The organism is Paraburkholderia sp. SECH2, assembly GCF_030464795.1.
GTDB lineage: Bacteria > Pseudomonadota > Gammaproteobacteria > Burkholderiales > Burkholderiaceae > Paraburkholderia > Paraburkholderia aspalathi.
Map to the genome: position 1 here is coordinate 54,001 of NZ_JALPRH010000033.1, position 21,370 is coordinate 75,370.

Consider the following 21,370-nt stretch of genomic DNA (forward strand, 5'->3'; position numbering starts at 1 on the left):
CTCACACCTTCGTTTCTTGCGCCAGGCGACCCGGCACACCGCCGATCGAACCCGCGCCCATCGTGATCACCACATCGCCGTCGCGCACCACTGCTGAGAGCGCGTCCGGCACTTCATCCACCGTATCGACAAACACCGGCTCGACCTTGCCCGCCACGCGCAGTGCGCGCGCGAGAGCGCGGCCGTCTGCGGCGACGATCGGCGCTTCGCCGGCCGAATACACTTCGGTCAGCACGAGCGCGTCGACGGTCGACAGCACCTTCACAAAATCTTCGAAGCAATCGCGCGTACGCGTGAAGCGGTGCGGCTGGAATGCCAGCACCAGGCGCCGCCCCGGAAATGCGCCACGCGCCGCCGCCACCGTTGCCGCCATTTCAACCGGGTGATGGCCGTAATCGTCGACCAGCGTGTACGCGCCGGCCGGTTTGCCTTCCGACATGACCGGCACTTCGCCATAGCGCTGGAAGCGCCGGCCCACGCCGTTGAAATCCGCCAGCGCTCGCTGGATATCGGCATCTTTCACTTCAAGTTCAGTCGCAATTGCAATTGCGGCCAAAGCGTTCTGCACGTTGTGCTCGCCCGGCAGATTCAAGACGATGTCGATCGGCGCCGCGTCTTCACGCAGTGCCGTGAAATGCATCTTGCCGCCGCGCGCTTCGACATTGACCGCACGCACCTGCGCGTCCGGCGCAAAACCGTAGCGGATGATCGGCTTCGACACGAACGGCAGGATCTCCTTCACGTTCGGATCGTCGACGCACAGCACCGCTATCCCATAGAACGGCAGACGGTGCGTGAATTCAATGAACGCCTGCTTGAGCCGCGCGAAGTCGTGCCCATAGGTGTCCATGTGATCGGCGTCGATGTTCGTGATGACTTCGATCACCGGGAACAGATTCAGGAACGACGCATCCGACTCATCCGCTTCGGCGACGATGAAATCGCCCGTACCCAACCGCGCATTCGCGCCCGCGCTGATCAGGCGCCCGCCGATCACGAAGGTCGGATCGAGCCCGCCCGCCGCCAGCACGCTCGCCACCAGCGAGGTGGTCGTGGTCTTGCCGTGCGTGCCGGCAATCGCAATGCCCTGCTTCAGGCGCATCAGTTCCGCGAGCATCACCGCGCGCGGCACGATCGGAATGCGGCGATGACGCGCGGCCAGCACTTCCGGGTTGTCGCTGCGCACTGCTGTGGAAACGACCACGGCATTCGCGCCTTCGATGTTCTCCGCCGCGTGACCGATCGCGATGCGCGCGCCGAGCGCGGCGAGGCGATCGGTGATCGCGTTGCTCGACAGATCCGAGCCGCTCACCTGATAGCCGAGGTTGACCAGCACCTCCGCGATGCCGCTCATGCCGACACCGCCGATGCCGACAAAGTGAATGTGTTTGACGATGTGTTTCATTGCTTTCCTTCTGGGCTCGCGCCCGAAATCGAACCCGCCACAGTCGCGCAAATCTGCGCGACCTGTTCCGTGGCGTCGGGTTTCGCGAGCGAGCGCGAACGCTCTGCCATCTCCGCGAGGGTCTCTCGCGTCTGGCTGCGCAACCAGTCGGCGAGCATTTCCGCCGACAGATCGCGTTGCTGCACGACCAGCGCCGCGCCGTTATCGGCAAGGAACGCTGCATTAGTGGTTTGGTGATCGTCTACTGCAAACGGGAACGGCACGAAGAATGCCGCCACGCCTACTGCTGAAATCTCCGACACGGTCATCGCGCCCGAACGGCAGATCACCAGATCCGCGTTCGCGTACGCGCTTGTCATGTCGTCGATGAAAGGCACGAGTTCTACATCGGCGCCGGCCTGCAGGCCCGCTGCCGCATAATTCTCACGCAGTGCTTCAATATGCTTCGCGCCCGCCTGATGCACGATGCGCGGACGTTCATTCGGCGCCAGCAGCGCAACCGCGCGCGGCACCACTTCGTTCAATGCGGCTGCACCCAGACTGCCGCCCACCACCAGCACATTCAACGGACCGCTGCGCGCTGCGTAGCGTGCTTTGGGTGCAATTGCGCCCGCAAGTTCCGCACGAATCGGGTTGCCGGTCCATTCGCCGTGCGGCAGCGCATTCGGGAATGCAACCAGCACGCGTTTCGCGACTTTCGCGAGCACCTTGTTGGCGAGACCCGCAATCGAATTCTGTTCATGCAGCACCAGCGGACGGCCGCTCAAAGCGGTCATCAAACCCGCCGGGAACGTGATGTAGCCGCCCATGCCGAGCACGACGTCCGGCTTCACGCGACGCAGCACGCTCAAACTCTGCGAGCAGGCGCGCAGCAGGTTCAGTGGCAACATCAGCTTGGTCTTCAAGCCCTTGCCGCGCAGTCCGCCAAAGCGCACGTATTCCATCGGGATGCCGTGCTTCGGCACCAGCGTGGCTTCCATCCCCGCGGGATTACCGAGCCATACGACCTTCCAACCCCACGCCTGCATCAGGTGCGCCACCGCGAGCCCCGGGAACACGTGTCCCCCGGTGCCACCGGCCATCACCATCAGCGTGCGTTGCGGGAGAGCCGTCATACCTTCCCTCCGCGCATGAGCACCCGGTTCTCGTAGTCGACACGCATCAACACAGCCACCGCCACGCAGTTCAGCACGATGCCCGAGCCGCCGTAGCTAACGAGCGGCAACGTAAGACCTTTAGTCGGCAGCAGGCCGAGGTTCACGCCCATGTTGATAAAAGTCTGCGCACCGAACCAGATGCCGATACCCTTCGCGACCAGCCCGGCAAAAGTGCGGTCAAGTGCGAGCGCCTGACGGCCGATCTCGAACGAACGGCGTACGATCCAGTAAAACATCAGGATCACGACGAGCACACCGACAAAACCTAGCTCCTCGCCGATCACCGCGAGGATGAAGTCGGTATGCGCTTCCGGCAGGTAGTTGAGCTTTTCGACACTGCCGCCCAAACCCACGCCAAACCATTCGCCGCGCCCGAAAGCGATCAGCGAGTGCGTCAATTGATAAGCCTTGCCTTGCGCATAACGGTCGTCCCACGGATCGAGGTAAGCGAAGATCCGCTCGCGACGCCATGGCGACGCCCACACGAGCAAGCTGAACGTGCCGACCGCAGTCGCCACCAGACCGCCGAACAGCTTGCCGTTCACGCCGCCGAGGAACAGCACGCCCATCGCGATCGCGGCGATCACCATGAACGCGCCCATGTCCGGTTCGAGCAGCAGCAATGCGCCGACGAGACCCACTGCAACCGCCATCGGCAGAAAGCCCTTGGCGAAGCTGTGCATGTATTCCTGCTTGCGCACGGTGTAATTCGCCGCGTAAATCGTCACGGCGAGCTTCATGATTTCCGACGGCTGCATGTTCGTGATGCCGAGCGGAATCCAGCGACGCGCACCGTTCACGCCCTTGCCGACGTGCGGGATCAGCACGATCACCAGCGCGGCGAGCGAAATCAGGAACAGCTTCGGCGCGTACTTATCCCACGTCGAAATCGGAATGCGGAACGACACGACGCCGATCACCGAGCCCATCACCACGAAAATGATCTGGCGCACGAGGAAGGCGTAGTCGCGGTACGACGCGTATTTCGGCGAATCGGGCATCGCGATCGACGCCGAATACACCATCACGACGCCGAGCCCCAGCAGCGCGACGACCACCCACAGCAACGAGTGATCGTAGTCGAGCATCCGCGAGCGCAGCGGACGAACGCCGTTCACGGCGCTCGCGAGACCACTGCCGCCCGAGCGACCCGAGGCGCGGCCCGTGCTACCCGTATCGCCATTACCGGCACGGGAGCCGGCCAGGCGCGAACCGAAGCGTTCTGACCAGCTCATATCATCGTCCCCCGTTCTGCCGCGATGTCTTCCACCGTGCTGCGGAACACCTGCGCGCGATGGGCGTAACCCTTGAACATGTCAAAGCTCGCGCACGCCGGCGACAGCAACACGGCGTCGCCAGGTTGCGCCAATGCGGTGGCGGCCCGCGTCGCTTCTTCGAGCGTCGCGTGGTCGGTCATCGCGATGCCGGTGTCTTCCAGCGCGGCGCGAATCTGCGGCGCATCGCGACCGATCAGCATCACGGCGCGGCACCACCGCGTCACCGGCTCGGCAAGCGGCTCGAAATCCTGGCCCTTGCCGTCGCCACCGGCGATCAGGACCGCGCGCTGCGCGAGGCCGTCGAGCGCGGCAACTGTCGCGCCGACATTGGTGCCCTTGCTGTCGTCGACGTAATCGACGCCTTCGATCGACGCGATCAATTCCACCCGATGCGGCTCGCCACGGTATTCGCGCAGGCCGTGCAAAAGCGGCGCGCCAGGCAGACCGATCGCGCGCGCCAAGGCATACGCGGCCAATGCGTTGGCGGCGTTATGCAGGCCGCGGATACGCAATGCGTCCGCCGGCATCAGGCGTTTGAGCGCGATGTTCTTCGGCGCCGCCACTTCGTTCTTGCGACGGCGCGTCGGTGCGGGTTCGTCGCTCACGTCGCGATCGTGCGCCTCGACCAGCCAGATCATGCCGTTGTCGCGCAGCAGACCGTAGTCGCCGTCGTTCTTCGGCTCGGTCACGCCGAACGTGACCATCGCGGCATCGCTATCGGCCGAAGGCGCGAGCGCCATCACGCGGGCGTCGTCGCGATTCAGCACGCGCACGGTTTGTGTACCGAAGATGCGGCCCTTCGCGGCAGCGTATGCGTCGAGCCCACCATGCCAATCCAGGTGATCCTGCGTGATGTTCAGAACGACCGCTGCATCGGGCGTAAACGTATGCGCTGTTTCCAGCTGGAAGCTCGACAGCTCCAACACCCACACGTCGGGCAACGCGGTGTTGTCGATCGCTTCGCTGAGCTTGTCCAGCGCCGCCGGGCTGATGTTGCCCGCCACCGCGACCTTCTTGCCGGCGCGTTCGCACAGCAAGCCAGTAAGACTCGTCGTCGTGGTCTTGCCGTTGGTGCCGGTGATCGCGATCACCTTCGGCACGTAACCGCTTTCGCCAAGCGTCTTCAATGCTTGCGCGAAGAATTCGAGTTCGCCCCAGACAGGGATGTCCCGCTCACGCGCCGCGGTGATGAGCGGCAGCAAATCAGCGGCGAGCGGCGACAAGCCCGGGCTGATCGCCACGAGTTCGACACCTTCGAGCAACGAGAGCGAGAACGGGCCGCCGACGAATTCGGCGTCGACGCTGTGCGCTTCCAGCGCGGACAGGTTCGGCGGCACCTCGCGCGTATCGGCCACACGCAGCCGACAGCCGTGCCGCGCGCACCAGCGCGCCATCGCGAGACCGGATTCACCGAGTCCCAGCACGAGCACCATCGGCTTTTGCCGATCCCGAAACTTCTCGCCGAACATCGCCTGCTTCCCCTAAATACGACTTAACGCAACTTGAGCGTGGACAAACCGAACAGACACAACATCAGGGTGATGATCCAGAAGCGCACGACCACCTGCGTTTCCTTCCAACCCGACAATTCAAAATGATGATGCAGCGGCGCCATCTTGAAGAGACGCCGGCCTTCGCCGTAACGGCGTTTGGTAAATTTGAACCACGTCACCTGCAACATCACGGAGAGCGTCTCCGCGACGAAAATGCCGCCCATGATGAAGAGCACGATTTCCTGACGCACGATCACGGCAACCGTGCCAAGCGCGCCGCCGAGCGCGAGCGCCCCCACGTCGCCCATGAACATCTGCGCCGGGTGCGTGTTGAACCAGAGGAACGCGAGCCCTGCCCCGCCCATCGCCGAACAGAAGATCAGCAACTCACCGGCACCGGCGATATGCGGAAACAGCAGGTACTTCGAATAGACCGAGCTACCCATCACATAAGCGAACACGCCGAGCGATGCGCCGACCAGCACGACCGGCATGATCACGAGGCCGTCGAGACCGTCGGTAAGGTTCACCGCATTGCTCGCGCCGACAATCACCAGATACGTCAGTACGATGAAGCCCCACACGCCGAGCGGATAGCTGATCGATTTGACGAACGGCAGCATCAGGTCGGCGCGCGCCGGCAAGCCCATCGACAAACCGCTGCGCACCCACGCCATGAACAGGTCGAACACGCGCACGTTGCTCGCTTCGGACACGCTGAACGCGAGATACACCGCCGCGAACAGGCCGATCACCGACTGCCAGAAATACTTTTCGCGCGACGACATCCCGCGCGGGTCCTTGTAGACCACCTTGCGGTAATCGTCGACCCAGCCGATCACACCGAAACCAAACGTGACGAGAATCACGATCCAGATGAAACGGTTGGTCAGATCGGCCCACAGCAACGTTGCCACGGCAATGCCGAGCAGAATCAACACGCCGCCCATCGTCGGCGTACCAGATTTGACGAGGTGCGTTTGCGGGCCGTCTTTACGAACGGCCTGACCGACCTTCATCGCGGTCAGCTTGCGGATCACCGCCGGGCCACAGACGAGCCCGATCAGCAGCGCGGTGATGGTGGCCATCACCGCACGGAAAGTCAGATAACTGAACACGCGCAAGAAGCTTGCGTCATTCTGCAGCCATTGCGCCAGCGCCAGTAGCATGCTTCGGTCCTTCTATTTCAATGTGCAGCAGGCGTATTGCCCGCTGCGTTGGGTTGTGGACTCGTTACGGCGTCCACCACGCGTTCCATTTGCATGAAACGCGAGCCTTTCACGAGAAGCGTTGCAGCGGCGCCAAAACCCGCCTGCTGCAACTGCGCGACCAGCGTGCCGACATCGGCGACGTGATGCGCGTCCGCGCCATACGCAGTGCAAGCGTCGCGCGAGGCGTCGCCCATGGCGTACAGCACGTCGATACCGCGTTCTTTGGCGTAGGCGCCGATTTCACGGTGAAACGCCGGGCCGTTGTCGCCGACTTCGCCCATGTCGCCCATCACCAGCACACGCGGTGATGCGCGCGATGCGAGGACGTCGATCGCCGCGCGCATTGAATCGGGGTTGGCGTTGTAGGTGTCGTCGATCACCGTTGCGCCGGCGAGTGTGCCGAGCGCGGCGCGCTTCACCTGCAAACGGCCCTTGACGGCGCCGAACGATTCGAGGCCGCGCTTGATTGCGTCGAGCGACACGCCTGCGGCGAGCGCAGCCGATGTCGCGGCCAACGCGTTGTGCGCGTTGTGATCGCCGAGCACTTGCAGCGTGACGTCGACGTGGCCTTCCGGTGTGTCGATGCTCAGAACGTTGCCGGCGAACGTGCCGGTTACGGCGGCTTCGGTCACGCGATCGGCGGTGTTCAAGGCGAAGTCGATGATGCGATTGCCGGTTGCGGCGACGCGCCAGATGCTCGCGTAGGCATCATCGGCCGGGAATACGGCGACGCCTTCCGGCGAGAGCGCGTGAATCACGCTGGCGTGTTCGAGCGCGACGGCTTCGACCGTCGCCATGAATTCCTGGTGCTCGCGCTGTGCGTTGTTCACCACCGAGACCGTCGGCTCGGCAATCTTCGCAAGCAGCGAGGTCTCGCCCGGATGGTTCATGCCGAGTTCGACCACCGCCAGTTGATGCGCGGCGTGCAGACGGAAAAGCGTGAGCGGCAAGCCGATATCGTTGTTGAAGTTGCCAGCAGTCGCGAGGCGTGCGTCCGCGCCGACCGCAGCAGCGAAGATCGACGCGATCATTTCCTTGACCGTGGTCTTGCCGTTGCTGCCCGTCACAGCGACGAGCGGCATGCTGAATGTGCGCCGCCATCCGCGCGCAAGCGCGCCGAGCGCGACACGCGTATCGGCTACGCGCAATGCAGGCACGTGCCAGTCTTGCGGCGTGCGCGTCACCAATGCTGCCGTGACGTTGCGCGACGCGACTTCCGGCAGGAAATCGTGCGCGTCGAAACGCTCACCCTTGATCGCGACGAAAAGATCGCCTGGACCGGCACTGCGGCTGTCGGTCGAAACGCGTTCGAACGTGACGCTGTCATCACCGAGCACGGTGGCGCCGGGAATCAGCGCGGCGGCTTCACGCAGCGAGAACATGCTCATTCGCCACCTCCGCGTACGTGCGTCGCCCGTGCGGCAAGCGCAAGGCGAGCGTGGTCCTGATCGGAGAAAGCGCGCTTCTTACCCATGATTTCCTGTGTTGCTTCATGCCCCTTGCCGGCCAGCACGATAACGTCTTCGCGCGCGGCGCCGCGGATCGCTTGCAGGATCGCGCTCGCGCGGTCCTCGATACGGCGCGCCTTCGACGCGTCTTTCATGCCCGCGGCGATCTGCTCGATGATCGACTGCGGATCTTCGCTGCGCGGGTTGTCGCTGGTTACGACCACGCCGTCGGCGAGCTTCTCGGCGATCGCGCCCATCAGCGGACGCTTGGTCGCGTCGCGGTCGCCGCCGCAGCCGAACATGCAGATCAGTTCACCACCGCGTGCGGCCGCCATCGGGCGCAGTGCTTCCAGGGTCTTTTCCAGCGCGTCCGGCGTGTGCGCGTAATCGATCACGACGAGCGGCTCGTCGTTCTGCAAGCGGCCGCCGAGACGTTGCATGCGGCCATTTACCGGTTCGAGCTTCGCCAGTTCGGCAAGCGCTGCGTCGAACGGCACGTCGGCTGCAAGCAATGCACCGAGTACGCCGAGCAGATTGCTGACGTTGAAAGCGCCGAGCGTTTGCACTTCGACGTCGGCGTTGCCCCAGTCGGATGTGGTCAGATGAAATGCGGTGCCGGTGGCGGTTGCACGCACATTCGAGGCGAGCAGCAACGCGTCGGCTTGCGGCGCGTCTTTGAGCGTTTCGTCGAGACCGTAGGCGATCGTGCGAGCATGGCCCTTCGTGCTCGCGAGCAGACGGCGACCTGCGGCATCGTCGCGGTTGATCACTGCGGCGCGCAGTTCCGGCCATGCGAACAGACGCGCCTTGGCGGTCTCGTAGGCTTCGAACGTGCCGTGATAGTCGAGGTGGTCCTGCGTGAGATTCGTGAACACGGCGATGTCGAACGCCGTGCCGTTCACACGGCCTTGATGCAGCGCATGCGACGACACTTCCATCGCCACCGCTTGCGCGCCGGCGTCGCGCAACTGAGCGAGACTGCGTTGCAGTTGCGGCGCATCGGGCGTCGTGAATCCAGTGTGCACGAGTTGACCCGGCAGACCGGTGCCGAGCGTGCCGATGATCGCGCAACGCTTGCCGAGCGCGGTCAAGGCTGCCGAGATCCATTGGCTGCAGGAGGTCTTGCCGTTCGTGCCGGTGATGCCGACCGTCAGCATGCCGTCGCTCGGATCGTTATACCAGGCGCTCGCAATCGAACCGGCTAGTTCGTTCAGCGCCGGCACGGCCAGCGTGGTGGACGAGTCGATCGCACCGCTAAAGCCTTCCGGCTGAACCAGCACGGCTGCCGCGCCACGCTCGATCGCGCCGTCGATGAACGGACGGTTGTCCGCGCCGTCGACCGCATAGGCGAAAAACGCGTCGCCCGCAGCGAGCGAACGCGTGTCGGCGTGCAGATGCGCGCCTGGCTGCACGCGAGCGTGCAGCCAGTTGAGTACGTCGGCAATCTGCCGGTGCGCTGGGTGCTTCTTACGCAGCGCGCTCATCGCACAACTCCGGGATGGCTTTTCGCGTTGGCGGCAATCGTCATTTTCTTCGCGCCGGCGCTGGTGGAAAGTTTCTTGACCGTTGCGGGCGAGGGCGGTGCGCTTGGCGCAGCAGGCGCCGAGTCGTCCGACACGACCATCTGTTTGACCGGCATATCCGGCGGCACATTCAGCGAACGCAGCGTGTCGCCGACAATCGACGAGAACACCGGACCGGACACCTGACCGCCGAAGTGGCTGCCCGCCGTCGGTTCGTCGACCGACACGGCAACGACGATGCGCGGATTCGGCATCGGCGCCATGCCGACGAACGAAGCGCGGTACTTGGAGTGGTCGTAGCCGTGCGCGCCGTGCTTGTACGCGGTACCGCTCTTGCCGCCGACGCGATAGCCGGGCACGGCCGCATCTGGCGACGTGCCACCCGGCGCCGTGACGGTTTCGAGCATCGCGCGCACTTCGCGAGCGGTGGTAGGCGCGAAAATTTGCGGGCCCGTGGCCGGCTGATCGCCAGGCGTGCGGAAAATCGACACCGGCATGATCTCGCCGTCATGCGCGATCGCGGTGTACGCACGGCCCAACTGGAACAGCGACACCGACAAGCCGTAGCCGTACGACATGGTCGCCTGTTCGATGCGGCGCCAGCTCTTCCACGGACGCAGACGGCCCGCCGCCGCGCCCGGGAAGCCGACCTTCGGCGCCTGGCCGAGACCGATGCTGGTGTACATGTTCCACATCTCTTCGGGCTTGAGCTGCATGGCGATCTTCGTCGCGCCAATGTTGCTCGACTTCTGGATCACGCCACCCACTGTCAGCACGCCGAACGCGCTGTCGTCGGTAATCGGCGCACCGTCGAGCACAAAGCGGCCCGGCCCCGTATCTACCAGTGTAGTCGGCGTCACGCGGTGCAGGTCGAGCGCGAGCGACACCGTGAACGGCTTCATGATCGAGCCCGGTTCGAAGGTGTCCGTGAGAATGCGGTTGCGCAGCTGGTCGCCCGTGAGGTGCGAACGGTCGTTCGGGTTATACGTCGGGTAGTTAACCAGTGCGAGCACTTCGCCGGTCCGCACGTCGATCACCATCGCCGCGCCGGCCTTCGCCTTGAATTTCTCGACGGCCGCTTTCAGGTTCGTATACGCGATGTACTGAATCTTGCTGTCGATCGAGAGATCGACGTCCTGGCCGTTGTGCGGCACGACCTGCTCGTCCACGTCCTCAATGATGTGGCCCATGCGGTCTTTAATAACGCGGCGGCTGCCCGACATGCCAGCCAGCAACTTCTGGTCGCCGAGTTCGACGCCTTCCTGGCCTTCGTCTTCCACATTGGTGAAGCCGATCAGGTGAGCCGTGATCTCGCCTTCTGGATAGAAGCGCTTGTATTCGTCGCGCGCGTATATGCCGGGGATGTCCAGCGTGGTGACTTTCTCGGCGACGTCGACCGGCACCTGCCGCTTCACATAGACGAAGTTCTTGTCCTCGGACAGTTTGGCGCGCAACTCCTTGTTCGTCATGCCGAGCAGCTTGCCGAGCTGGGTCAGCTTGTCGGCGCCGAGGTCGTCCGGCACCGAGTCGGGAATTGCCCAGATCGCGCGCACCGGCAGACTCGTGGCGAGCACGAGGCCGTTGCGGTCGAGAATCTTGCCGCGCGTGGCCGGCAGTTCGAGCCGGCGCTGATAGCGGATTTCGCCCTGCTTCTGATAGAAGGCGTTGCCCGGCCCCTGAATCCAGAAGGCGCGCGCGGTCAACGCGACAAACGCCATGAACAGCATGAACACGACGAGTTTCGAGCGCCACATGGGCAGGCGCACCGACAGGATCGGGTTCGCCGAAAAGGCGACGCTTTTGCGAGTCGACGATTTTTTCATCGCACGCCTCCGCGACGGGTCGCAAGCGGCGCCGACGCCGGACCGGAAGTCGGGATCGGCGCGTCCTCCGCCTTGGCGGCGCCCGGGTCGAGCGTCAGGTATTGGGTACGCCCGGTCGTGACCGATTGCATCTTCAGGGAATCAGTGGCGATCTGCTCGATGCGCGACGTCTTCGACAACGCGCTCTGCTGATATTGAAGCTGTGAATAATCCTGCTGCAGCTGGCGCTCCTGCGATTGCGCGCGTTGCAGCTGGATAAAGATCTGACGCTGCTGATTGGTAGCGTTGACGACCGACAAAGCGCAACCCATCACGATCATCAGCAGGAAGATATTGAGGCGGCTCATGGCGCGATCCGCTCCGCCACACGCATCACGGCAGAACGGGCGCGCGGGTTCGCGGCGACTTCAGCGTCGCTGGCGAACACGCGGCCAATGATTTTGAGCGGAGGGCTCGGCAGATCGACTGCACGAATCGGCAGACGGCGATCCACCGCAGGCGTACTGGCGTGCGTCTGCATGAATCGCTTGACGATCCGGTCCTCGAGCGAATGAAAGCTGATGACCACCAGCCGCCCCCCTTGCTCCAACAGCGACAACGCTGCTTCTAAAACGACTTGCAGCTCCGCAAGCTCTTGATTGATGTGAATCCGTATAGCTTGAAAGGTGCGGGTTGCCGGATCCTTGCCCTTCTCACGGGTTTTGACGACGTTAGCCACGATTTGGGCAAGCTCGCCCGTGCTGACGAGAGGCCCAAGACGGTCGGACTCTGCCCGGCGAGCAACAAGCGCCTTTGCAATCTGAAAAGCAAACCGTTCTTCCCCATAATCTCGTATCACCTCCGTCAGTTCCTGCACCGTGGCCCGCGCCAGCCAGTCAGCCGCTGACTCGCCGCGCGTCGGGTCCATCCGCATGTCGAGCGGGCCGTCGGCGCGGAAACTGAAACCCCGCTCCGGATCGTCGACTTGCGGCGACGACACGCCCAGATCCAGCAAAACACCCGACACGCGCCCTACCCCGCGCTCCGCAATCGCGTCACGCAGTGAAGCAAAACTCTCGTGCACGATGCCAAAGCGCGGATCCGCAATCTGCTGAGCCGTGGCGATGGCGAGCGGATCTTTGTCGAACGCGATCAGGCGCCCGGCTTCACCCAGCTTCTCCAGCACCAGGCGGCTATGACCACCGCGCCCAAACGTACCGTCCACATAAATGCCGTCCGCGCGCGTGACCAGCGCTTCGACCGCCTCTTCCAGCAGCACCGTGCGATGCTGCAATTCGTTTCCCATCGCAGGTGCCATATATGTAGTCCGCGATCAGAACGTGAAATTCTTTAACGCTTCGGGCATGCCCTCGGCGATCGCTGCCTGTTCCTTTGCTGCGTAAATTTGTGCGTCCCACAACTCAAAGTGACGACCCATGCCGAGCAGGTTCACTTCCTTTTCCAGCGAGCCGGCCGCGCGCAATTCCGGAGACACGAGCACGCGACCCGCACCGTCCATATCGACGTCCATGGCGTTGCCGAGGAAAATGCGTTTCCACCAGGCTGCGTTCATAGGCAGCTTGTCGACCTTGTCGCGGAAGATCTCCCACTCCGGGCGCGGAAAGAGCAACAGGCAGCCGTCCGGGTGCTTGGTGATCGTCACCCGGCCCTCTGCCTGTGTTTGCAGCGCATCCCGATAACGAGAGGGAATCGACATCCGCCCTTTCGCATCGAGCGTCAGCGCCGACGCCCCTTGGAACACTTCGCTCTCCCATACCGGCGTTTTTTCGCCAGCTATCCGATTCGTGAAAATCTACCCGAAACCGCCTGTGAGATCACACAAAAATACACTTTCTCACACTGTCTCCCACTTTAGAGTAACGCTAAACAGGGGTCAAGGGAGATACACGCTTTTCGAGCGAATTTTGTTTGTTAGAACAAGGACTTAGCGCGACTCCTTCACGTCAGACATAAAACGGAAAACCGTTATAAATGAATGAGCTAGTGAATCTTGTGAAGGTGATACGTGAAAAGTGCGAGGGAAAGGCGCGGAATGTAAGAGATCGTGAAGCGCGATCGGGAGGTGTTTGCTGGCGTTCCGGGTATTTCGTGCGGACGACGCGCGAGGCGTCGTCCCACTCTCAGGCGGTGCGTGAGCAGAAGTCTCGAACTTATAGGTAATAGGCAGTGCGGGTCATGACTTTCGATACTGCGCGCATCAGTGCGCGTGCGGGGAATGGCAACTCGACGCCGCCTGCATCCATAGCGGATTTACCGTGCTCCGCTTCATCTACGCGCATCTGTTCGACGATCGCGCGCGACTCGCGGTCGGCTGCGGGCAACTGATCCAGATGGCTATCCAGATGCTGTTCAACCTGGCGCTCGGTTTCGGCCATGAAGCCTAGACTCACGCGATCACCCATGCGGCCCGCTGCGAGGCCGATTGCCAGCGCGCCTGTATACCAGAGCGGGTTCAACAGACTTGGGCGCGAATCGAGCGCCTCGAGGCGTTTGGCGGTCCACGCCAGATGATCCTCTTCTTCTATGGCAGCGTGATTAAACACAGCTCGCAAAGACGGCGACCTGGTCGCGAGTTTCTGAGCTTGGTAAAGCGCCTGGGCGCACACCTCACCGACGTGGTTCACCCGCATCAAACCAGCCGCGTGGGCGCGCTCCTCCGGGGACAGCTCAGCGGGCTCCGCCGCCGATTCTTGCGGAACCGGCAATGGACGACTCATCCGCGACACGCCGGTCATTGAGCGTAAACCCCGATCAAACTCGCTAATCAACTCGTCCAGAAACATTCAGCACTCCCTGATTCGACAACCGTCCCGCCGCGCTGACCGGCCCACGCGACAAGACTTTGCTGGGTAAACCCGGCTTCGCGAAGACCTTGAATTCAAACGAATCCGACGGCCAATTTGAGATTTTAGACCATGTTGCGTAAACGAAACAGGACCGGCCCTGGCCGTCTCCTTTTTCTTTGTGCCATGTATGCCTTTTGTTACATTACGTGCAACTTCTCGCGAAGTTGGACAAGCAAGGCCTCAACGCTAGACAAATATTCGCCTTGTACAAAAGATTCGTAATCCTTGGAGATCATTCGATGAAAAAGTCGCTTCTCGCTCTCGCAGCACTGGGCGCATTCGCAGGCGTCGCACATGCTCAGAGCAGCGTGACCCTGTACGGCATTATTGATGAAGGCTTCAACATCAACACCAACTCGGGTGGCAAGCACCTGTACAACCTGTCCAGCGGCGTCATGCAAGGCTCGCGTTTCGGCCTGCGCGGCACGGAAGATCTGGGCGGCGGTCTGAAGGCAATCTTCGTGTTGGAAAACGGCTTTGACGTGAACAACGGCAAGCTGGGTCAAGGCGGCCTGATGTTCGGTCGTCAAGCTTACGTCGGCCTGTCGAGCCAGTTCGGTACGGTCACGCTGGGTCGTCAATACGACTCCGTCGTCGACTACGTTGGTCCGCTGGAAGCCGGTGACCAGTGGGGCGGCTACATCGCTGCTCACCCGGGTGACATCGACAACTTCAACAACGCGTACCGCACCAACAACACGGTCAAGTACACGAGCGCAAACTACGGCGGTCTGACGTTCGGCGGCACGTACAGCTTCGGCGGTGTTGCTGGCAACGTTACGTCGAACCAGATCTGGTCGTTGGGCGCTGGCTACAACAACGGTCCGTTGGTCTTGGGCGTTGGCTATTTGAACGCGCGTACCCCGGCAGCTTCGGGCGGCCTGTTCAACAACGGCGGCACGACTACGGCAGCGAACGCAGCTGTGACGTCGCCGGTCTACGCAGGCTTCGCTTCGGCTAACACCTACCAGGTGATCGGTGCAGGCGGCGCATACACGTTCGGCGCAGCAACGATCGGTGCTACGTACTCGAACATCCGCTTCGGCAACCTGGGCGCGTCGTTCACGTCGCCGTTCAAGGGCCAATCGGCTACGTTCAACAACGCGGAACTCAACTTCAAGTATCAGTTGACCCCGGCGTTGCTGGTCGGCGCAGCGTATGACTACACGCGCGGCGCGGAAATCAACGGCGCATCGCGCGCTCAGTACCACCAAGGTTCGGTTGGCGTGGACTACTTCCTGTCCAAGCGTACCGACGTGTACGTGATTGGTGTGTACCAACACGCTTTGGGCGAAACGCTGAACGCAGCGGGTGCTACGGTCAACGCAACGGCTGGCATCAACGGCCTGTCGGGTTCGTCGAACCAGAACCAACTCGCAGCTCGCGTTGGTATCCGCCACAAGTTCTAATAAGTCGTAATAAAGCAGTTTGCCTCAAAGGCGCCTTCGGGCGCCTTTTTTTATGGTTGCGCCCCGCATCACGCGGCCCGCTGTTTTGCGTGAATACGACGGCTCAAAGAGAAAGGCCCGGCAGACTTTCGTCTGCCGGGCCTTTCTCTCTTTCTTTCACTCAGTGCGTTACTTCGTGTCGGCTTCGGCCAGGCTGCCGATGAGCCTGATGCGCGTGACGCGCTTACGCCCGGCCGTCGCGCAATTCGCGACGCAGAATCTTGCCGACATTGCTCTTGGGCAGTTCGGTCCGGAATTCGACGATCTTCGGCCGCTTGTAGCCAGTCAATTGCTGTTTGCAATACGCGAAGATGTCCGCATCGGTAAGCGCCTGGTCCTTCTTCACGACAAACAGCTTCACCGCTTCGCCTGAATGCTGATCCGGCACGCCGACTGCGACGACTTCGAACACCCCCGGCAGCTTGGCAACCACGTCTTCGATCTCGTTCGGATAGACGTTGAAACCCGAGACAAGAATCATGTCCTTCTTCCGATCGACGATCTTGACGAAGCCATTTTCGTTCATCAAGCCGACATCTCCCGATTTGAAGAAGCCATCTGGCGTCATGACCTTGGCCGTTTCGTCCGGGCGGTTCCAGTACCCCGCCATCACCTGCGGCCCGCGGATGCAGATTTCTCCCGGCTGGCCGAGCGGCACCTCGTTGCCTTCGTCGTCGCGAATCGAGATTTCCGTCGACGGCAGCGGCAAACCGATCGTGCCGCTATATTCCGTGACGGTGACCGGATTACAGGTGACGCACGGCGAGGTCTCCGACAGGCCGTAGCCTTCGATGATCGGCGTGTGCGTGTGCTCGAACCAGCGCTTGGCGACCGCTTCCTGCACCGCCATACCGCCGCCATTTGCTGCGATCAGCTTCGAAAAATCGAGTTTGTGGAAGTCTGGGCTATTCAACATCGCGTTGTACAGCGTGTTGACGGCAGGAATCGTCGTGATCGGATAGCCTTCCAGCGCCTTGATCATGCCGGGAATATCGCGCGGATTCGGAATCAGCACGCCAAGGCCGCCGGTGCGGATCGTCAGCAGCCCGCAGACCGTCAGCGCAAAGACGTGATAAAGCGGCAACGCAACAACCGTGACGAACTGATCAATGTCCTTGCGGTTAGTGCGAACCGGATCGAGCCAGATTTCCGACTGCAGCACGTTGGCGATCAGGTTTCGATGCAGGAGCGTCGCGCCCTTGGCCACGCCGGTCGTGCCGCCCGTGTACTGGAGAAATGCGACGTCGTCCGGACCTTGCTGGACCGGCTTGAACTTCTGACGGCTGCCCTCGGCGATCGCCGTGTTGAATTTGACGTGCCCCGGCAGACTCCACGCCGGCACCATCTTCTTCACGCGCCGCACGACAAAGTTCACCAGCGTGCCCTTCACGCCCATCAGATCGCCCATTGCGGCGACGACGATATGCTTGACCGACGTATTGCGTACGATCGCCTGCAGCGTGACTGCGAAGTTCTCGAGCAGGATGATCGCTTCCGCGCCACTGTCCTTGAGTTGATGCTCGAGCTCACGCGGGGTGTAGAGCGGGTTCACATTCACCACCACGTAACCCGCGCGCAAGATCGCCGCAATCGCGACAGGATATTGCAGCACGTTCGGCATCATGATCGCGATGCGCGCACCGCGGGCAAGACCCTTCGACTGAAACCACGCGGCCAGCTTGCGCGAGAGTTCGTCGAGCTCGCCGTAGCTGATCTCCTTGCCCATGCAGACGAACGCAGGTTTGGCGCGGTGGTCGCGGAAGGCTTCTTCGAGCAGTTCGGCGACGGACGAATAGCGAGTCGGATCAATCTCTGCGGGAACGCCGGGTGGATAAGATTTCAGCCAGATTTTGTCCATGCAGCGTCTCCTCCTTTATTTTCGAATGGTCGTGCTAAAAACGCATCGTAGCATGGGCATCCCTGTGCTATTCGTGAAAAGCGGCCAGGTTAGACTGCAACCTCGAACCCGCTGCGAGCCGTTGCCGCGAGATTTTTGAACGTGTTTTCAGGCGCGTTCGACTTCGACGAGGCAGTCGTAAAACGTGGCCGATCCGCCCAGATCGGTGAGCGCCTGGCTGGTGACCTGATTGGCGTTACAGCCGTCGGGCGCGAGCTTCTTCCACCATATCGACAGCCCGACCACGAGCCCTTTACGTGTCTTGTCGGTGACACGGGCACGCGCCTGCATCGCGCCGCGATCGTTGAATATGCGCACCAGGTCACCGTCGGCGATGTTTCGCTGCTGCGCGTCGGACGGGTGGATGTCCAGGTGCGGCTCGCCCTCTGTGGAGCGCAGGCTTTCGATGTTCACGAAGGTGCTGTTCAGGAAGTTACGGGCAGGCGGCGAGATCATCGCAAGCGGGTAACGAGCGGCGAGCTCGGGCGCACCGTCTTCGGATTCGTAAGGCGGCAGGTAGTCGGGCAACGGATCGAGCCCTTGCTGCGCGAGGCGCTCGCTGAAGAACTCGCATTTACCGGACGGCGTGCGAAAGCCGCCCTCGGCGAATGGTGCGTCAGGCAGGTTCAACGCGGCCCAGCCGGTTTTCTTTAGCGAGTCCCAGTTAACGCCTTCCAGCGTTTTGTCGTTCCAGCGGAAAGCAGACTGCGCGATAGCGTCGTCGCTCTCGTAAAGTGCCGGCTCCTGCAGGCCCATGTGGCGCGCGAGGCCGCGAAAAATCTCCGTGTTCGGGCGTGCATCGCAGACCGGCGCGATCGCCGGCAAGTTGACCATCACATGTGTGTGTCCGTACGACTTGTGCACGTCGAGGTGCTCCAACTGGGTCGTGGCAGGCAGAAGCAGATCGGCGTAGTCCGCGGTGTCGGTCTGAAAGTGCTCGAGGACGATCGTGAACAGGTCTTCGCGTGCAAAACCTGCGGCAACCCGTTCCGAGTCCGGCGCGACCGCGACCGGATTCGAGTTATAGACGATGATCGCTTCGACTTTCGGGCCGAACGTGGCATCGCCCGGATGCAGCAACGCGTCGCCGATCGCGTTCATATTGATGACGCGCGAAGTTTTGGCGGGCCAGCCCGGCATCAGGTCCGGGCGCTGCAACGCGTGCGAATCCACCGGCGCCCATCCGCCCGAAGACAGCAACACACCGCCTGCCCGCTCGCGCCATGCGCCTGTCAGCGAAGGTAAGCAGGCGATTGCGCGCACCGCGTTACCGCCGCCACGCACCCGTTGCAGGCCATAGTTCATCCGGATCGCGGCCTTTTTCGTGCTGCCGTAAAGGCGCGCAAGATCGACGATCACCTGCTCGTCGACACCGCAGATTTGAGCTGCACGTGACGGCGGATAACTGAGTGCGCGATCCTTCAGTTCTGCAAAGCCCAAGGTATGAGCCGCGATGTAGGCGTGATCGAGCAGATTTTCCGCGATCAACACGTTGATCATGCCGAGCGCCAAAGCGCCGTCAGTTCCCGGCTTCAGTGCAATGTGCTGGTGGCATTTTTCCGCCGTCAGCGACCGGTACGGATCGATCGCGATCAGCCTTGCACCGCGACGCTTGGCTTCCTGGGCGCGTGTCCAGAAGTGCAGGTTCGAAGCGATGGGGTTCGAGCCCCAGATCAGGATAACCTCGCTTTCGCCGAAAAACTCGGTGAGCATGCCAATGCCCGCGCCGTAGGTGTATTTCAACCCCGCCGCACCGGCGGCTGCACAAATCGTGCGGTCTAACTGCGATGCGCCGAGTTTGTGAAAGAACCGTTGCGCAATGCTGTCGCCTTGAACCAGGCCCATCGTACCGGCATAGCTGTAGGGCATGATGGCTTCGGGCGCACGGCGCGCGATTTCCGACAGGCGTGCTGCGGCGAACTCAAGCGCCTCGTCCCAACTAATCGGCTCAAAACGGCCTTCGCCTTTGCGGCCGACGCGCTTCATCGGAGTCGTCAACCGATCCGGATGGTGCACCCGCTCGGCATAGCGGCTGACCTTGGTACACAGCGCGCCTTGCGTCGGTGGGTGATCGGGGTCGCCGACGACCTTGATCGCCCGTCCGCCTTCGACGGTTACGCGCATCGCGCAGGTATCAGGGCAATCGTGCGGACACACTGCGCGAGCGAATTCAGTCGGGGCATTCATCGGCGGTCCGTCCAGGAGAGCAGTAAGCGGCAGGGCAATCCCGAATTTTATTACTTCCGCGGCCCGTTGACCTGCATGGTGCCGCCAAAAACGCCTTCGGCGTAGAATCGGTTATCAACGTGCCCGGGCAATATGGCCCCGAGCGATTCCACGCAAAGCAAAGCACAAGCGCACCATCATGAAACTGATCCCAGAAATCCAGGCCGCTCACGGCGAAATTCAAACCCTTCGACGAACGATTCATGCTCACCCCGAGTTGCGTTATGAAGAAACAGCAACAGCGGATCTGGTTGCCAGGACACTTGAGTCCTGGGGCATCGAGACTCATCGCGGATTGGGCAAAACAGGCGTAGTCGGCGTACTGAAGCGCGGCAACGGATCGCGCTCGATCGGACTGCGCGCCGACATGGATGCATTGCCGATTCAGGAGCTAAATAGCTTCGATCATCGTTCGCAGAACGACGGCAAAATGCACGCTTGCGGCCATGACGGACATACCGCGATGCTGCTCGGCGCGGCGCGGCATCTGGTCAAACATGGCGAGTTCGACGGCACGATCGTGTTCATCTTTCAACCGGCAGAAGAAGGCGGCGCCGGCGCGCAGGCAATGATCGACGATGGGCTGTTTACGAAGTTTCCGGTCGATGCTGTCTTCGGCATTCACAACTGGCCGGGCATGCCGTCAGGCCACTTCGGTGTGACCGAAGGGCCGATCATGGCGTCCAGCAACGAATTTCGCATTGAAATCAAAGGCGTGGGGTCACACGCGGCACTGCCGCACAATGGCCGCGACCCGGTGTTCACCGCGGTTCAGATTGCGAGCGGACTGCAGAGCATCATCACGCGAAACAAGAAACCGCTCGATACCGCCGTGTTGTCGATCACCCAGATTCACGCCGGCGACGCGCTCAATGTCGTCCCGGACGATGCGTGGATCGCAGGGACAGTGCGGACGTTTACCACCGAAACGCTCGATCTGATCGAAACACGCATGCGCAAGATCGCCCAGAGCACGGCCGAAGCTTACGACTGCTCGGTCGACATTCACTTCCATCGAAACTACCCGCCGACGATCAACAGCAGCGAAGAGACCCGCTTCGCGGCGTCGGTCATGAAGGAAATTGTCGGTGCGGAAAATGTTGATGACTCAGTCGAACCGACGATGGGCGCTGAGGATTTTTCGTTCATGCTGCTGGCGAAGCCGGGCTGCTACGCATTTCTCGGTAACGGCGACGGTGGTCATCGGGAATCAGGACATGGTGCCGGGCCTTGCATGCTGCACAACGCGAGCTATGACTTCAACGACGAGCTATTGCCAATCGGCTCGACGTATTGGGTTCGGCTGGCGCAGCGATTTCTGGCACAGGAGAAATAAGGCGGCTGAATGGATCTGGGAGACGGCTTTTGATTCAGCCGTCGACTGTAGCTGCGCGTATGTCGACGCGCGGCGCTACTGACGTCCGACGTGCTTGCATGGAGCTGACGCGGTACGCGAACGCGCTGCGGATCGGGAAGGAGTGAGTGGCGTTGCTGACTGACGGTGTTTTTCCGGCGCCGTAAACGCAGAAACCCCACCTTTGCGGGGTGGGGTTTCTGATGCTGCTGGGGAGCCTGACGATTACCTACTTTCACACGGGAATCCGCACTATCATCGG

16 protein-coding genes are annotated in these 21,370 nt (G+C 62.0%); 2 read left to right on the top strand and 14 right to left on the bottom strand.

Translation table 11 applies throughout. The annotated features are described in order from the left end of the window. Position 1: 1 nt before the first annotated feature. The 12 genes from murC to coq7 all read right to left on the bottom strand — a co-directional run bounded on the left by murC (position 2) and on the right by coq7 (position 14,120). A complete protein-coding gene (gene murC / locus M0D66_RS33955) occupies positions 2-1,405 on the bottom strand; it encodes a UDP-N-acetylmuramate--L-alanine ligase (protein WP_200620023.1) in 1,404 nt (467 codons plus the stop codon). Next, positions 1,402-2,520, bottom strand: coding sequence for an undecaprenyldiphospho-muramoylpentapeptide beta-N-acetylglucosaminyltransferase (murG, locus tag M0D66_RS33960; RefSeq protein ID WP_054040787.1), 1,119 nt, complete (start codon positions 2,518-2,520; stop codon positions 1,402-1,404). The genes murC and murG overlap by 4 nt, the downstream gene beginning before the upstream one ends. Further along, a complete protein-coding gene (gene ftsW, locus M0D66_RS33965) occupies positions 2,517-3,797 on the bottom strand; it encodes a putative lipid II flippase FtsW (protein ID WP_054040789.1) in 1,281 nt (426 codons plus the stop codon). Before ftsW ends, murG begins: the two co-directional genes overlap by 4 nt. Next, positions 3,794-5,308 (bottom strand): UDP-N-acetylmuramoyl-L-alanine--D-glutamate ligase, encoded by a 1,515-nt coding sequence (gene murD, locus M0D66_RS33970; RefSeq protein ID WP_266212625.1) that lies wholly within the window; start codon positions 5,306-5,308, stop codon positions 3,794-3,796. The genes ftsW and murD overlap by 4 nt, the downstream gene beginning before the upstream one ends. A gap of 23 nt (positions 5,309-5,331) precedes the next feature. Next, positions 5,332-6,501: a phospho-N-acetylmuramoyl-pentapeptide-transferase gene (mraY, locus tag M0D66_RS33975; RefSeq protein WP_093645262.1), complete on the bottom strand. Its 1,170-nt coding sequence runs from the start codon at positions 6,499-6,501 to the stop codon at positions 5,332-5,334. Between the two features lie 17 nt (positions 6,502-6,518). Continuing rightward, positions 6,519-7,931 (bottom strand): UDP-N-acetylmuramoyl-tripeptide--D-alanyl-D-alanine ligase, encoded by a 1,413-nt coding sequence (murF, locus tag M0D66_RS33980; protein WP_266212626.1) that lies wholly within the window; start codon positions 7,929-7,931, stop codon positions 6,519-6,521. After that, the gene (locus tag M0D66_RS33985; RefSeq protein WP_266212627.1) at positions 7,928-9,475 is read right to left on the bottom strand and encodes a UDP-N-acetylmuramoyl-L-alanyl-D-glutamate--2,6-diaminopimelate ligase; all 1,548 of its coding nucleotides are present in this window, start codon (positions 9,473-9,475) and stop codon (positions 7,928-7,930) included. The genes murF and M0D66_RS33985 overlap by 4 nt, the downstream gene beginning before the upstream one ends. After that, positions 9,472-11,337: a penicillin-binding protein 2 gene (locus tag M0D66_RS33990; RefSeq protein ID WP_200653877.1), complete on the bottom strand. Its 1,866-nt coding sequence runs from the start codon at positions 11,335-11,337 to the stop codon at positions 9,472-9,474. Before M0D66_RS33990 ends, M0D66_RS33985 begins: the two co-directional genes overlap by 4 nt. Then, a complete protein-coding gene (gene ftsL / locus M0D66_RS33995) occupies positions 11,334-11,684 on the bottom strand; it encodes a cell division protein FtsL (protein WP_093645270.1) in 351 nt (116 codons plus the stop codon). Before ftsL ends, M0D66_RS33990 begins: the two co-directional genes overlap by 4 nt. After that, positions 11,681-12,634 carry a 16S rRNA (cytosine(1402)-N(4))-methyltransferase RsmH gene (gene rsmH, locus M0D66_RS34000; RefSeq protein WP_266212628.1) on the bottom strand — a complete coding sequence of 318 codons (954 nt, stop codon included), beginning with the start codon at positions 12,632-12,634 and terminating at the stop codon, positions 11,681-11,683. Before rsmH ends, ftsL begins: the two co-directional genes overlap by 4 nt. A gap of 15 nt (positions 12,635-12,649) precedes the next feature. Beyond that, positions 12,650-13,078 (bottom strand): division/cell wall cluster transcriptional repressor MraZ, encoded by a 429-nt coding sequence (gene mraZ, locus M0D66_RS34005; protein WP_025647927.1) that lies wholly within the window; start codon positions 13,076-13,078, stop codon positions 12,650-12,652. A gap of 409 nt (positions 13,079-13,487) precedes the next feature. Further along, positions 13,488-14,120, bottom strand: a complete 633-nt coding sequence (gene coq7, locus M0D66_RS34010) for a 2-polyprenyl-3-methyl-6-methoxy-1,4-benzoquinone monooxygenase (RefSeq protein WP_093645274.1) — start codon at positions 14,118-14,120, stop codon at positions 13,488-13,490. A gap of 302 nt (positions 14,121-14,422) precedes the next feature. On the opposite strand from coq7, the gene M0D66_RS34015 reads away from it, so the two are divergent. Then, a complete protein-coding gene (locus M0D66_RS34015) occupies positions 14,423-15,592 on the top strand; it encodes a porin (protein ID WP_093645276.1) in 1,170 nt (389 codons plus the stop codon). A gap of 223 nt (positions 15,593-15,815) precedes the next feature. Here the strand turns inward: M0D66_RS34015 and M0D66_RS34020 are convergent, their stop codons facing one another. Both M0D66_RS34020 and M0D66_RS34025 read right to left on the bottom strand, forming a co-directional pair. Then, complete coding sequence (locus M0D66_RS34020; protein WP_266212629.1) at positions 15,816-17,489, bottom strand: long-chain fatty acid--CoA ligase; 1,674 nt, start codon at positions 17,487-17,489, stop codon at positions 15,816-15,818. A gap of 147 nt (positions 17,490-17,636) precedes the next feature. Further along, positions 17,637-19,715, bottom strand: a complete 2,079-nt coding sequence (locus M0D66_RS34025) for a molybdopterin-dependent oxidoreductase (RefSeq protein WP_266212630.1) — start codon at positions 19,713-19,715, stop codon at positions 17,637-17,639. 178 nt (positions 19,716-19,893) lie between these two features. Here M0D66_RS34025 and M0D66_RS34030 point away from each other — a divergent pair, with 178 nt between their 5' ends. Then, a complete protein-coding gene (locus M0D66_RS34030; protein ID WP_093645282.1) occupies positions 19,894-21,090 on the top strand; it encodes a M20 aminoacylase family protein in 1,197 nt (398 codons plus the stop codon). The last annotated feature ends 280 nt before the right edge of the window (positions 21,091-21,370 follow it).